Origin of the sequence: Labedaea rhizosphaerae, assembly GCF_004362825.1 — a bacterium.
Taxonomy (GTDB): Bacteria; Actinomycetota; Actinomycetes; order Mycobacteriales; family Pseudonocardiaceae; genus Labedaea; species Labedaea rhizosphaerae.
This window is the reverse complement of the sequence record NZ_SNXZ01000002.1, coordinates 895,953-908,271: the sequence shown is the minus strand read 5'-3', so window position 1 is coordinate 908,271 and position 12,319 is coordinate 895,953. Positions and strand designations below refer to the sequence as shown.

The window sequence follows — 12,319 nt, the reverse complement described above, 5'->3', positions numbered from 1 at the left end:
TGCTCGACGTATGGGCACACCGCTGGGTGACTTCATCCGGGCCAAACGCGACAGCACCCAGCCCGAGGCGCTGGGCCTGCCGGACAGCGGGCGGCGCCGGTCGCCGGGTCTGCGCCGGATGGACCTGGCGGCGCTGGCCGGGATCAGCGTGGAGTACCTGACCCGCATCGAGCAGGGCCGCGACCGCAACCCGTCGGTGGCCGTGGTGAACGCCCTCGCCGACGCGCTGCACATGGACACCGCGGAGCGCGAACACGTCCGCTACCTGACCAAGATCACCGGCGGTGAGTGCTCGGCGCACCCGCGGCCCGTGCCGCCGCGACGCGAGGTGCGGGCTTCGGTGCTGGCGACCCTGCGCCTGCTGGAACCGGGCATCGCCGCGGTGACCAACCGGCTCGGCGACGTGCTCGCCCGCACCAGCGCGTTCGACGCCGTCTACGCGGCGAGTGGTCTGCTCGACGGCGACCAGCCGAACCTCACCCGCTACGCGTTCACCGACGACCGCGCCCGAACGTTCTTTGCCGACTGGGGCGAAGTCGCCGACGAGCAGGCTTTTGACCTGTGGCGCGCACCGTCCATCGAGAACTCGGAATGGTTGCGGGCCGAGATGGCCCAGGTCGCCGGGCCGGACTTCACCAGCCGGGTGAACCGCCACGTCGTCCCGCGGCGGGGCGTGCTGCGGCTCAACCACCCGGCCGCGGGTGCGCTGGCCTTGACCCGGGAAATCCTCGAAGTGGCGGCGGACGGCCAGCAGCTGGTCGTCTTCCTGCCCGCCGACGAGGCCACGGCCGAAGCCGTGGAACGCCTGGCGCGCCAGGCCCACGGCCGCCTGCGCTCCATCTCCTGAGCCCGCACCGTAAGGTCGAGATCATGACCGACCGAGTGCTGTTGATCACCGGTGCGTCCCGCGGTCTCGGTGCCGCGACCGCGCGCCTGGCCGCGGAATCCGGTTACGTGCTGGCGTTGCTGGCCCGTCGCGAGGAGTCCGTGGCCCCGCTCGTCACCGAACTCGGCACGGACCGCGCGCTCGCGGTGAGGGCCGACATCGGTGACTGGGCCGCGATCTCGGCCGCCGTGGACCGCGTGCTCGAGCGGTTCGGCCGGCTGGACGCCGTGTTCGCCAACGCCGGGATGAGCCTGGACGTGTCGTTCTTCGGCAACGGCGGCGCGGACCCCGGCCAGTGGCAGGACATGGTCCGCACGAACGTGCTCGGGCCGGCCCTGACCGCGCGGGCCACGCTGCCCGCGCTCGCGCAAACCAAGGGGCACTTGGTGATCACGGGCTCGGTCGCGGGCCGCTACCCGCGCAAGGGGAACCTCTACTCGGCGACCAAGTGGGCGGTGACGGGCATGGCCGCCGGGATCCGCGAAGAGGCGGTCGGTACCGGCGTGCGCGTCACGGTCATCCAACCGGGCATCACGGACACCGAGATCCTGAACGCCGAACAGCGCACGAAACCGAAAATGGCCCCAGAGGACGTGGCGCGAGCCGTGCTGTACGCGCTCGGCCAGCCGCCCGGTGTTGACGTCAACGAAATCATGCTCCGGCCCACCGGTCAGGTCATGTGAGCTGGTCAGCGCGTTGCCCGGCGGCAAGGTTGTGCATTGCCGCCGGGTCGCCTACCGTGACAGGGAAGCAAGCGCCATGTCTCCAATGGGCGCGGACAGCCTGGGTTGAGTCCACCAGCCCGCTGCCGCGGATGGCGTGAAACCACAGGACAAGTGGTAACCCATGGCTCGTCGGACTTCCCCCATGCGAATGGCCGTGGCCAACGCGATCCCCGCGATCGTGACGCTGCACGGCGAACTCGACATCGCGACGATCGAAGCCGTTCGTGAAACCCTTTTCAGCCTGGCGCGCGAGCCCCGGCAGCTCATCGTGGACCTCACCGATGTGAGCTTCTGCGGCTGGGCCGGCGTGCGCATGTTGCTCGAGTTCCAGCGCGAGGTCGCCGAGCCCGGGCAGACCGTGCTGGCCGGCTGCAGCCCCGGGCTGCTGCGCGTCATGGACATCGCGGACGTCCGGGCCCTGTTCGACCTCGCCGACACCGTCGACGAGGCCCGCGACCACCTGCTCACCGAGGTTTCGTGCTGACAGGCTGACAGGCCCTACTTCTTGCCCAGGGCCTTGCTCAGCTCGTCCTTGGTCATGTTCGAACGGCCCTTGATGTTGCGCTTCTTGGCCTCGTTGTACAGCTGATCGCGCGTCGGACCCTTGGGGCCCTTGCGGCCCGACCGCTGCCCGCCACGCTGCTGTGGCGACTTGTCCCGCGTCGAGGTCTTGCTGGCGCTCTTGGACTCACCGGACTGTGCCCGGTTCTTGTTCACCGTCCGCGCCGCGATCTCCTCGGCCCGGTCCTCGCTGGTGCCGCGCTCGCGCTGGGAGGACTTGATGTGCTCGTACTGGCGCTCGCGCTTGTTGCTCCACGCTGACTGCGGCATCGTGCCACCTCCGTCCTTCCTGGACCGCGGTTACCCCCGCAAGCCGTGGGTCAAACCGACGGCTTGGCCGGACAGCGCGGTGGGTATCCGCATCCCATGGCGGAAAAGGCAGTGGGAGCAGAGGAATTCGTGCCGTCCCGAGCTGGTCTGCCCGGGTTGCGCAAGGCCGCGCACGACTGTCGCGGTTGTCCGCTGTACCAGGACGCCACCGACACGGTGTTCGGCGAAGGGCCGTCCGACGCCTCGGTGGTGCTCGTCGGCGAGCAACCCGGTGACCGCGAAGATCGCGAAGGTCACCCGTTCGTGGGACCGGCGGGACGGTTGCTGGACCGCGCGCTCGAAGAGGCCGGTATCGACCGCGAAGCCGTCTACATCACCAACGCGGTCAAGCACTTCAAGTGGAAGCCCGCGCCCCGCGGCAAGCGCCGCATCCACCAGACGCCCTCGCGCACCGAGGTCGTCGCCTGCCGTCCGTGGCTGCTCGCCGAACTGGACGTGATCGAGCCCGAGGTCGTGGTGGTCCTCGGGGCCACGGCCGCGAAGTCGGTGATGGGCCCGTCGTTCACCCTCACCAAGCACCGCGGCGAGCGCCTCGAACCGCCCGAAGGCATTGCCGGGCAAGCGATCGTGCCCACCGTGCACCCGTCGGCGGTGCTGCGCGCCCCCGACCGCGACGAGGCATACGAAGCCTTCGTGACAGACCTGCGCGCGGTGGCCGCGAAGGGCCACCGCGCGCGGTCGTGATCCGGATCAGCTAGGGAAGCTGGGTGCCACCACCCAGGCCACCCGGCGGGACGCTGTTGCCGGCGGTGCCGCCGGGCGCGCCGCGGTTGGGCTCACCCTGCTGCGGCGAACGCGGCACCTCGCCTCGCCACGCGCCGGTCGGCTCGTCGCGGTGTTCGATGAACTCGCGGAAGTTCTCCAGGTCGCCCTGCACGCGGTGGCTCACCACGCCCAGCGCCGACCCGACCTTCTCCACGGCGGTGTCCGGGTCGTAGCTCATCTGCAGCGACACACGCGTGTGCGTGTCGTCGAGGCGGTGGAACGTCACCACACCCGCCTGCTGCGGGCCGTCGGTGGAGCGCCAGGCGATGCGTTCCTCCGGGTGCTGCTCGGTGATCTCGGCGTCGAACTCGCGCCGCACGCCACCGATGTTGGTCTCCCAGTGCGTGTGCGTCGGGTCGAGCTGGGTGATGCGGTCGACGCCTTCCATGAAGCGGGGGAAGCTCTCGAACTGGGTCCACTGGTCGTAGACGGCGCTCACCGGCGCCTGCACGTCCACTGTCTTCTCGATCGTCTTCATCTTCGACCTCCTTCCAAGGTCAACCGGTCGCGACCTGGTGCTTGCGCTGTGTCGCATCCCCCTGCGCAAATTCCTCGACGAGCTTGGCGCAGAAGGCAGGCAGGTCATCGGGGTTGCGGCTGGTGACGAGGCCGTGGTCGGTGACGACCTCCTCGTCGACCACGGTGGCACCCGCGTTGCGCAGGTCCGTGCGGATGCTCGGGTAGGACGTCAGCGTCCGGCCCTTCACGACACCGGCCTCGGCCAGCGTCCACGGGCCGTGGCAGATCGCCGCGACGGGCTTGCCCGCCTCGACGAACCCGCGCACGAAGGCGACCGCGTCGGAGTCCAGGCGCAGCTTGTCGGGGTTGATCGTGCCGCCCGGCAGGATCAACGCGTCGAACTGGTCGACGCCGACCTCGGCGACCTTGTGGTCGACGCGGAACTTGTCGCCCTTGTCGATGTCGCCGTTCATGGCCTGGATCTCGCCGTCGTCGAGCGACACCAGCGCCACCTGCCCACCGGCGTCCTCGACCGCCTTGCGCGGCTGCTCGTACTCCACTTGTTCGACGCCGTCCGCGGCCAGAACCGCTACCCGGCGGCCGCGCAACTCATCGGTCATCTTCGCTCACCTCCGTGTGGTCGCCGGTTGACTACCCCGGTGGGCGGCGGCCAAACCGGTCACCATGACCCAGACCACACCGATTCGCTGGCCACGCTTGGAATCCGGTGCCACGGGTACCCCGCGCGCATGCGACACCGCCGGACTGCACGAAACCGGTTCCCGACTTCCTAGGAGGACCCATGGCCACGACGGTCGGCGACTACGTCCTGCAGCGGCTGCGTGAGTGGGGTGTCGAACAGGTCTTCGCCTACCCCGGCGATGGCATCAACGGCATCGTCACCGCGTTCGGCCGCGCGGACAACAAGCCGACGTTCATCCAAGCCCGCCACGAGGAAATGGCCGCCTTCAGCGCGGTCGGCTACGCCAAGTTCAGCGGCAAGGTCGGCGTGTGCATGGCCACCTCCGGCCCCGGCGCCATCCACCTGCTCAACGGCCTCTACGACGCCAAACTCGACCACGTCCCCGTCGTGGCCATCGTCGGGCAGACCGCACGCAGCGCCATGGGCGGCAGCTACCAGCAAGAAGTCGACCTCCAAGCCCTGTTCAAAGACGTCGCCAGCGAATACCTCGTCGAAGTCAACGTCGCCGAACAACTCCCCAACGCCATCGACCGCGCCATCCGCACCGCACTGGCCTCCCGCGCCCCCACAACCGTGATCATCCCCGCCGACCTGCAAGAAGAGAAATACACACCGCCACAACACGCCTTCAAGCACGTGCCGTCCAGCGCACCGGATCCGCTGGCCGACCACCAGCCCATGCTCGTCGCGCCGGAGGCGGAGATCGCCCGGGCGGCGGAGATCCTGAACGCAGGGGAGAAGGTCGCGATCCTGGTCGGCCAGGGCGCGCGCTCGGCTGCCGCCGAGGTACGCCAGGTGGCCGAGCTGACCGGTGCCGGGGTGGCGAAAGCGTTGCTGGGCAAGGATGTCCTGCCTGATGATCTGCCGTACGTCACCGGCGCGATCGGTCTGCTGGGCACCCGGCCGAGCTACGAGCTGATGCGTGACTGCGACACCCTGCTCATCGTCGGTTCGAACTTCCCGTACTCCCAGTTCCTGCCCGCCCTCGACCAGGCACGGGCCATCCAGATCGACATCGACGGCCGGTTCATCGGGCTGCGCTACCCGACCGAGGTCAACCTGATCGGCGACGCCAAGGCGACCCTGCAAGCGTTGCTGCCCAAGCTCTCCCGCCACGACGACCGGGACTGGCACGACACCGTCACGGCGAACGTGCGCCGGTGGTGGGAGACGATGGAGCGCGAGGCCGCCGTGGCGGCGGACCCGATCAACCCGATGCGGATCGTGTCCGAGCTCTCCGAGCGCATCCCGGGCAACGCGATCGTCACGGCCGACTCCGGCTCGGCCGCCAACTGGTACGCGCGCAACCTGCGCATCCGCGAGGAGATCCGGGGTTCGCTGTCCGGGACGCTCGCCACCATGGGACCCGGTGTGCCGTACGCGATCGGCGCCAAGTTCGCCCACCCGGACCGGCCGGTGATCGCGCTGGTCGGCGACGGCGCCATGCAGATGAACGGCATGGCCGAGCTGATCACCATCGCGCGCTACCGCGAGCTGTGGTCCGACCAGCGGTGCGTGATCTGCGTGTTCCACAACAACGACCTGAACCAGGTGACCTGGGAGCTGCGGGCCATGGGCGGCGCGCCGAAGTTCGAGCAGTCGCAGTCGCTGCCCGACGTCGACTACGCCGCGTTCGCCCGGTCGATCGGGCTGAACGCGATGACCGTGACGGACCCCGAGGGGCTCGGCCCGGCCTGGGACCAGGCGTTGTCCGGGGCGCGGCCGACGGTCCTGGACGTCCACTGCGACCCCGAGGTGCCGCCGATCCCGCCCCACGCCACCTTCGAGCAGATCAAGTCGGCCGCGCAGGCCGTGCTCAAGGGTGACCCCGATGCCCTGCACCTGGTCTTCGAGGGCCTGAAGACCAAGGCGCAGGAGGCGCTGCCGGGGCGCAAGTCATGACCGGGCCACGTGTGGTGGTGGTGACCGGCGCCAGCGGCGGCGTCGGCCGGGCTTGTGCCGAGGCGTTCGGCCGCCGCGGGGACAAGGTCGCGTTGGTGGCGCGCGGGTCCAAGGGGCTCGACGCGGCGGCGAAGACGATCGAGGCCTGTGGCGGCACGGCGCTCGCGGTGCCCGCGGACGTCGCGCACGCGGACGAGGTGGAAGGCGTCGCCGAACGCGTGGAGGCCGAGCTCGGCCCGATCGACGTGTGGGTGAACGCCGCGTTCACGTCGGTCTTCGCGCCGTTCGACCGCGTCGAGCCGGACGAGTTCCGCCGGGTGGTCGAGGTCGACCTGCTCGGCTACGTGTACGGCACGATGGCCGCGCTGGCCCGGATGAAGCGGCGCAACCGCGGCGCGATCGTCCAGGTCGGCTCGGCCCTGGCCTACCGCGGGATCCCGTTGCAGACCGCGTACTGCGCGGCCAAGCACGGGATCCAGGGCTTCACCGAGGCGCTGCGCTGCGAACTGCTGCACGAGGGCAGCGCCGTGCGCACGACGATGGTGCAGCTGCCCGCCGTGAACACCCCGCAGTTCTCCTGGGTGCTCTCGCGGCTGCCCCGCCAGGCGCAGCCGGTGGCGCCGATCTACCAGCCCGAGGTGGCCGCGAAGGCCGTGCTGTACGCGGCCGACCACCCGAAGCGGCGGGAGTACTGGGTCGGCGGGAGCACGGTCGGCACGCTGATCGCCAACGCGGTCGCGCCCGGCCTGCTCGACCGCTACCTGGCCCGCACGGGGTTCAAGTCGCAGCAGACCGACCAGCCGCGCGACCCGCGGCAGCCGGCCAACCTGTGGGAACCGGCCGACGACGAGTCCGGCCACGACTTCGGCGCCCACGGCCAGTTCGACGAGGACGACCCCAAGTACCGCAGCCCGCAGCTGTGGGCCAGCCAGCACCACGGCGTGCTGGCGCTGGCCGGGGCCGCGGTCGCCGCGACGGCCGCGGTCGTCCGGATGCGCATGCGGTGACCACCGGCCGGCGTGAAGCGCGGGCAGGCTGGGTACGTGACCCCTATGCGGGACGAACGAGCTCAGGCGATGGCGACGGTGTGCGCGTTGATCGACGAGATCGACCACGGGTCGGACGAGTCGGTCGCGGCGACCGTGGACCGACTCACCGCGCCTGAGCACGCCGCCCTGCTGCGGGCCGTCGTCGACGAGTTGCTGCAGCTGAGCGCGGCCGCGGTGCACGCGATCGCGGGCGAGCCCGGCCCGGACGCGACCTACATGCTCGACCTCTGCGACGCCGAGGGCGTGCCGACCGACATCGACCGGGTGGACCCGCCCCAGCGCGCCGTGATCCGCGCGTTGCTGGCCCGGCTCGCCGGGCACGAGGACGACGTGGCCGCCCAACTCGACATGGCGCTTGCCACCGCCGATCGCAAAGACGCCGCGGACGTGCTCTCCACGGCGTTGGTGTGGGCAATGGACACGTTGTCGCGCAACGATTCCTGGTGAGGAGTGCACGAACGGTAGGGGCGCCACCCGCGCCCCTACCGCACGGCGTCTCATGGGCAGGGTCTCATCGAGCAGGCGGCGGCGTGCGCAGGTCGCGGGCCACCGAACCGCCACCTTCGTCGGCGGACTGGCCGCGACGCGCCTCCTCCGGCAGGTCGTCCGGCTCGGTCCGGCGCGTCGGACCCTCGTAGGCGCCTTCGGCGTCGTCAGTGGTGTCGGTGGTGTCAGTGGTGTGGGTGCCCTCAAGGGCGTCGCCGACCAGCGGCTGGACGTCGGGCTGCTCGGCGTTGAGGCGGTCCTCCTGCGTCGGCGTGGTGCCGGCCTCCCGGATCGCGGGGCTCCACTGCTCCGGCGGATCCATGCCCTTCTCCAGCGGGTCCACCCGCAGTTCGTCCTCGTCGAGGTCTTCGGCGCTGCTGAGCGCCGCCGGATCCTGCCCCAAGTAGTCGTCCTGCGTCATGCCGGTCGGTTGCCCAGCAGGCAGCCGCGGGAAACGACGAGGTTGACATGATCCGATCCGGGGTACCTCCCTTCGCGAGCGCGCGCGTGAGAGTGAGGGCCGGCCGATCATGGCGACAACCACCACAAGGGTTCCCGAACCACTGGTGCTGAAGCCGCGACGGGCGCCGAAGGGCGCGGTTCTCCTCGGTCTCACCCGGACCACCGACCCGAAACAGCTCGGCGTGATGTACCTGGTCACGGCGATCGGGTTCTTCCTGGCCGCGGGCGTGATGGCGTTGCTGATGCGCTCGGAGCTGGCGCAGCCGGGTCTGCAGTTCCTGTCGCCCGAGCAGTACAACCAGCTCTTCACCATGCACGGCACGCTGATGCTGCTGCTCTACGCGACACCGACCGTCTTCGGGTTCGCGAACCTGGTGCTGCCGCTGCAGATCGGTGCGCCCGATGTGGCCTTTCCGCGCCTGAACGCCTTTTCGTACTGGCTTTTCCTGTTCGGCGGGTTGATCGTGCTGTTCGCGTTTGCCACCCCGGGCGGCGGCGCGGACTTCGGCTGGACGGGCTACACGCCGCTCTCGGAGGCCGCGCATTCGCCCGGCGTCGGCGGTGATCTGTGGGCGATGGGCCTGGTCGTGTCCGGGCTCGGGACGATCCTGGGCGCGGTCAACATGATCACCACGGTGGTCTGCCTGCGCGCGCCGGGCATGACCATGTTCCGGATGCCGATCTTCACCTGGAACATCCTGATCACCGCGTTCCTGGTGCTGATGGCGTTCCCGATCCTGACCGCCGCGCTGCTCGGGCTGGAGGCCGACCGGCACCTCGGCGCGCACGTGTTCGACCCGGCCACCGGCGGGAACATCCTGTGGCAGCACCTGTTCTGGTTCTTCGGCCACCCCGAGGTCTACATCGTGGCGCTGCCGTTCTTCGGGATCATCACCGAGATCGTGCCGGTGTTCAGCCGCAAGCCGCTCTTCGGTTACCGCGGGATGATCTTCGCGACGATCGCCATCGCCGTGCTGTCGGTGATGGTCTGGGCGCACCACATGTTCGCCACCGGCGCGGTGCTGCTGCCGTTCTTCTCGTTGACCACCTTCCTGATCGCCGTGCCGACCGGCATCAAGTTCTTCAACTGGATCGGCACCATGTGGAAGGGGCAGCTGACCTTCGAGACGCCGATGCTGTTCAGCGTCGGCTTCATGGTCACGTTCCTGCTCGGCGGGCTGACCGGCGTGCTGCTGGCCTCGCCACCGCTGGACTTCCACGTGCACGACACCTACTTCGTCGTCGCGCACTTCCACTACGTGCTGTTCGGCACGATCGTCTTCGCCACCTACGCCGGGATCTACTTCTGGTTCCCCAAGATCGTCGGCCGGTACCTGGACGAGCGGCTGGGCAAGTTCCACTTCTGGACCACGTTCCTCGGCTTCCACATGACGTTCCTCGTGCAGCACTGGCTCGGTGACGAGGGCATGCCCCGCCGGTACGCCGACTACCTGGCCTCCGACGGGTTCACCACGCTCAACCTCATCTCCACGATCGGTTCGTACCTGCTCGGCGCGTCGGTGCTGCCCTTCCTGTGGAACCTCGCCCGCAGCTACCGCTACGGCGAATCGGCCACAATGGACGATCCGTGGGGCTATGGGAACTCGTTGGAGTGGGCCACCACGTCACCACCGCCGCGGCACAACTTCCACGAGCTGCCCAAGATCCGCTCCGAGCGCCCCGCCTTCCACCTGCACTACCCGGAGGAGGCCGAAGCGCGTGAGCGGTAGGGCGGTCGAATTCCTGGTGTGGTGGGCGGCGTTGAGCCTGGTCTGGCTGGGCACGCTGGCCACCGGCAACCCCATGGAGATCACCGTCGGCGTGGCCGGTGCGAGCTTGGGCGCGGTCGCTGCCGTGGTGGCGCGCCGCGCGCTGGACGCGTCGTGGCCGCCGGCGCGGCGGTGGCTGCGGTGGGCGGCCCGGTTGCCGGGAACCTTGCTGGCCGACAGCATTCGAGTCCTGTTCGGACGGTCGCGGCCGACGACCCGCGAAGTGCGGGTGGCCGGTGACGCCGCCATGGCCGCGGCGGTCGTCAACGCCACCCCGGGCACCGTCGTGCTGGACGCCCGCGACGACACCCTGGTCCTGCACGCCTTGGGGGACAAGGCATCCACGCTGGAACGCGAGCTCACGCGGTGAACGGCTGGCTGGTCGCCGCGCTCGTGCTGCTCGCCGGCGGCCTGCTGCCCGCGCTGTGGCTGGGCGCGACCGGACCGGCCGTGCGCCGGTTGATCGGGCTGCAACTGGCTGTGGTCGTGCTGGTGCCGGAGCTGATCCTGCTGAGCATGGCCTTCGGCCAGTCGTCCTACTTGATCGTGCCGGTGGTCCTGGTCGCCGCCTCGTTCGCGGGCACCCTCGTGTACACCCGGTTGCTCAAGGCGGGCGGATGAGCGTGCTGACCGCAGTCCTTGTCGCCCTGGGCATCCTCGTGGTGATCGGGTGCGCGGTCCGGGCCGCGGCCGCACGCGACGACCTGGTGCGGCTGCACATGCTGGCACCGGTGACCGCGCTCGGCGTGCCGCTGCTCGGCCTCGGGGTGGCGATCACCGCCAGCTGGACCTGGACCACCGGGACCGTGGTGCTCATCGTCGTGTTGCTCGCGGTCACCGGCCCGCCGCTGACCGGCGCGATCGCGAACATGATCGCCGCGACCGAGCAGGAGGACCGGTGACGATCCTCGTCTGTGCCGTGCTCGTGCTGGTGGCCGTGACCGGCACGGTCGTGGTGACCACCCGCGACCCGAAGGCCCAAGCCGTGACGTTGTCGGTGTACGGGCTCGTGCTCGCGTTGCTGTTCTTCGCCTTGCAGGCGCCGGACGTCGCGTTGTCGCAGATCGCGGTGGGCAGCGCGTTGGTGCCGTTGATGGTGTTGCTGGCCGTGCGCACGGTCGGCAAGGGCGTCGGCAAGGGCCGGGACGCCAAGTGACCCGGCGGACCCGGTTGCTCGTGTTCGCCGTCGGCGGGCTCGGCCTGCTCGTGGTGCTGGTCATCGCCATGGCGGGGATCCCCGGTTTCGGCGGCGGCCTGCACCCTTATCGCGATCGGGCCGTCGCGGCCGGACTCGCTCAGCGCACCCCCAACGTGGTCGCGAGCGTCAACTTCGACCTGCGCGGCCTGGACACGTTCGGCGAGGAGCTGATCCTGCTGGCGTCCGTGCTCGGCGCGGCCACGCTGCTGCGCACCACGCGGACGGAACGCAGGCGTGAACCACCAGCACCGCGCTCGCTGCCCTCGACCGTGCTCGCGGGGTACCTGATGCTGCCGGTCACCCTGGTGCTCGGCCTCGACGTGGTGGTGCACGGGCACCTCACGCCGGGCGGCGGTTTCCAGGGCGGCGTCGTGCTGGCGACCGGCCTGCACCTGCTCTACGTGGCGGGCAGCTATCCCGCCTTGCGCCGGCTGCGACCGCTCGACTGGTACGAGTACGGCGAGGCCGCGGGCAGCGGCCTGTTCGCGCTGACCGGGCTCGCCGGCGTCGTCGCGGGCACGGGGTTGCTCTCGAACCTCTTGCCGCACGGCAGTTTCGGCTCGCTGCTGTCCACCGGGACCGTGCCGCTGCTCAACGTCGCCGTCGGGATCGGGGTGGGGGCCGGGGTCGTCGTGCTGCTCGCCGCGTTCCTCGAGGCGGAGGTCGCGACGCGATGACCAGCTGGCTCGCCTACCTCGTCGCCGCCTGGCTGCTGGTGGTGGGGCTCTACGGCGTCGTGACCAGCCACCACCTCGTGCACACCGTGGTCTGCGTGTCGATCGCCCAGTCCTCGACCTACGTGCTGCTGCTGGGCATCGGCTACCAGAACGGTGCCACCGCGCCGATCTTCGGCGCCACGACCCCGCCGGGCACGGCCGTGGTCGACCCGGTGGTGCAGGCGTTGAGCCTGACCGACATCGTCGTGTCGGCGACCGTGACGGCGCTGCTGCTCGCCCTGGCCATCCAGGTGCACCGCCGCCACGGCACGGTCGACCCGGACGAGCTGCACAGCCTGCGGGGCTGA

General features: G+C 70.2%; 18 protein-coding genes. 14 read left to right on the top strand and 4 right to left on the bottom strand.

The window, feature by feature from the left end; genetic code table 11:
* Positions 1-10: 10 nt before the first annotated feature.
* From EV186_RS13400 to EV186_RS13390, 3 genes are all read left to right on the top strand, one after another.
* Positions 11-847: a helix-turn-helix domain-containing protein gene (locus EV186_RS13400; protein ID WP_133849546.1), complete on the top strand. Its 837-nt coding sequence runs from the start codon at positions 11-13 to the stop codon at positions 845-847.
* Between the two features lie 23 nt (positions 848-870).
* Positions 871-1,569: an SDR family oxidoreductase gene (locus EV186_RS13395; protein ID WP_133849545.1), complete on the top strand. Its 699-nt coding sequence runs from the start codon at positions 871-873 to the stop codon at positions 1,567-1,569.
* 184 nt (positions 1,570-1,753) lie between these two features.
* Positions 1,754-2,095: an STAS domain-containing protein gene (locus tag EV186_RS13390; protein ID WP_166659161.1), complete on the top strand. Its 342-nt coding sequence runs from the start codon at positions 1,754-1,756 to the stop codon at positions 2,093-2,095.
* A gap of 14 nt (positions 2,096-2,109) precedes the next feature.
* Here EV186_RS13390 and EV186_RS13385 read toward each other — a convergent pair whose 3' ends face one another.
* Positions 2,110-2,442: a plasmid stabilization protein gene (locus EV186_RS13385; protein WP_133849543.1), complete on the bottom strand. Its 333-nt coding sequence runs from the start codon at positions 2,440-2,442 to the stop codon at positions 2,110-2,112.
* 96 nt (positions 2,443-2,538) lie between these two features.
* On the opposite strand from EV186_RS13385, the gene EV186_RS13380 reads away from it, so the two are divergent.
* Positions 2,539-3,186: a UdgX family uracil-DNA binding protein gene (locus tag EV186_RS13380; RefSeq protein WP_133849542.1), complete on the top strand. Its 648-nt coding sequence runs from the start codon at positions 2,539-2,541 to the stop codon at positions 3,184-3,186.
* Positions 3,187-3,196: 10 nt separating this feature from the next.
* On the opposite strand, the gene EV186_RS13375 is transcribed toward EV186_RS13380, so the two are convergent.
* Both EV186_RS13375 and EV186_RS13370 read right to left on the bottom strand, forming a co-directional pair.
* Positions 3,197-3,745 (bottom strand): SRPBCC family protein, encoded by a 549-nt coding sequence (locus EV186_RS13375; protein ID WP_133849541.1) that lies wholly within the window; start codon positions 3,743-3,745, stop codon positions 3,197-3,199.
* A 19-nt stretch (positions 3,746-3,764) separates the two neighbouring features.
* Complete coding sequence (locus EV186_RS13370; protein WP_133849540.1) at positions 3,765-4,346, bottom strand: type 1 glutamine amidotransferase domain-containing protein; 582 nt, start codon at positions 4,344-4,346, stop codon at positions 3,765-3,767.
* Positions 4,347-4,528: 182 nt separating this feature from the next.
* Between EV186_RS13370 and EV186_RS13365 the strand changes: the two genes are divergently transcribed.
* Genes EV186_RS13365 through EV186_RS13355 form a run of 3 tightly spaced genes read left to right on the top strand, consistent with a single transcriptional unit; the run spans position 4,529 to position 7,827 of the window.
* Positions 4,529-6,331 carry a thiamine pyrophosphate-requiring protein gene (locus EV186_RS13365; protein WP_133849539.1) on the top strand — a complete coding sequence of 601 codons (1,803 nt, stop codon included), beginning with the start codon at positions 4,529-4,531 and terminating at the stop codon, positions 6,329-6,331.
* Positions 6,328-7,338, top strand: coding sequence for an SDR family oxidoreductase (locus EV186_RS13360; protein WP_133849538.1), 1,011 nt, complete (start codon positions 6,328-6,330; stop codon positions 7,336-7,338). Before EV186_RS13365 ends, EV186_RS13360 begins: the two co-directional genes overlap by 4 nt.
* A 36-nt stretch (positions 7,339-7,374) precedes the next feature.
* Positions 7,375-7,827: a hypothetical protein gene (locus tag EV186_RS13355; RefSeq protein WP_133849537.1), complete on the top strand. Its 453-nt coding sequence runs from the start codon at positions 7,375-7,377 to the stop codon at positions 7,825-7,827.
* Positions 7,828-7,891: 64 nt separating this feature from the next.
* Here EV186_RS13355 and EV186_RS13350 read toward each other — a convergent pair whose 3' ends face one another.
* Positions 7,892-8,287, bottom strand: a complete 396-nt coding sequence (locus EV186_RS13350; protein WP_208115593.1) for a hypothetical protein — start codon at positions 8,285-8,287, stop codon at positions 7,892-7,894.
* 109 nt (positions 8,288-8,396) lie between these two features.
* On the opposite strand from EV186_RS13350, the gene ctaD reads away from it, so the two are divergent.
* Genes ctaD through EV186_RS13315 form a run of 7 tightly spaced genes read left to right on the top strand, consistent with a single transcriptional unit; the run spans position 8,397 to position 12,319 of the window.
* On the top strand, positions 8,397-10,058 hold the full coding sequence (gene ctaD, locus EV186_RS13345; RefSeq protein WP_133849536.1) for an aa3-type cytochrome oxidase subunit I: 1,662 nt from the start codon (positions 8,397-8,399) through the stop codon (positions 10,056-10,058).
* On the top strand, positions 10,048-10,467 hold the full coding sequence (locus EV186_RS13340; RefSeq protein ID WP_166659160.1) for a Na+/H+ antiporter subunit E: 420 nt from the start codon (positions 10,048-10,050) through the stop codon (positions 10,465-10,467). Before ctaD ends, EV186_RS13340 begins: the two co-directional genes overlap by 11 nt.
* Positions 10,464-10,718: a monovalent cation/H+ antiporter complex subunit F gene (locus EV186_RS13335; RefSeq protein WP_133849534.1), complete on the top strand. Its 255-nt coding sequence runs from the start codon at positions 10,464-10,466 to the stop codon at positions 10,716-10,718. Before EV186_RS13340 ends, EV186_RS13335 begins: the two co-directional genes overlap by 4 nt.
* On the top strand, positions 10,715-10,999 hold the full coding sequence (locus tag EV186_RS13330; RefSeq protein ID WP_133849533.1) for a monovalent cation/H(+) antiporter subunit G: 285 nt from the start codon (positions 10,715-10,717) through the stop codon (positions 10,997-10,999). Before EV186_RS13335 ends, EV186_RS13330 begins: the two co-directional genes overlap by 4 nt.
* Positions 10,996-11,253 carry a DUF4040 domain-containing protein gene (locus tag EV186_RS13325; RefSeq protein WP_133849532.1) on the top strand — a complete coding sequence of 86 codons (258 nt, stop codon included), beginning with the start codon at positions 10,996-10,998 and terminating at the stop codon, positions 11,251-11,253. Before EV186_RS13330 ends, EV186_RS13325 begins: the two co-directional genes overlap by 4 nt.
* Positions 11,250-11,972 carry an MnhB domain-containing protein gene (locus EV186_RS13320; RefSeq protein WP_133849531.1) on the top strand — a complete coding sequence of 241 codons (723 nt, stop codon included), beginning with the start codon at positions 11,250-11,252 and terminating at the stop codon, positions 11,970-11,972. The genes EV186_RS13325 and EV186_RS13320 overlap by 4 nt, the downstream gene beginning before the upstream one ends.
* On the top strand, positions 11,969-12,319 hold the full coding sequence (locus EV186_RS13315; RefSeq protein WP_133849530.1) for a sodium:proton antiporter: 351 nt from the start codon (positions 11,969-11,971) through the stop codon (positions 12,317-12,319). Before EV186_RS13320 ends, EV186_RS13315 begins: the two co-directional genes overlap by 4 nt.